This window comes from Phenylobacterium sp. Root700, assembly GCF_001429025.1.
In the GTDB taxonomy this organism is placed as follows: domain Bacteria; phylum Pseudomonadota; class Alphaproteobacteria; order Caulobacterales; family Caulobacteraceae; genus Phenylobacterium.
This window is the reverse complement of record NZ_LMHT01000032.1, coordinates 1-205: the sequence shown is the minus strand read 5'-3', so window position 1 is coordinate 205 and position 205 is coordinate 1. Positions and strand designations below refer to the sequence as shown.

Annotated in this window: 1 protein-coding gene; it reads left to right on the top strand. The window is 73.2% G+C overall.

What is annotated here, in order from left to right; genetic code table 11:
- Positions 1 to 205: aromatic amino acid lyase (locus tag ASE02_RS22565; protein ID WP_056735655.1), on the top strand; the 205-nt coding region annotated here is incomplete at both ends.

Genomic DNA, 205 nt, shown 5'->3' with positions numbered 1-205 from the left:
GATGGTGGCGTTGAAGCTGGCCAGCCTGGCGCAAGGCGCCTCGGGCGTGCGGCCGGCCACCGTCGCGCTGCTGGAAGCCATGCTGGTGAAGGGCCTGACGCCGGTCGTTCCGGCCCAGGGCTCGGTCGGCGCCTCGGGCGATCTCGCGCCGCTGGCCCACATGGCCGCGACCATGATCGGGGTCGGCGAGATCTTCGTCGGCGAG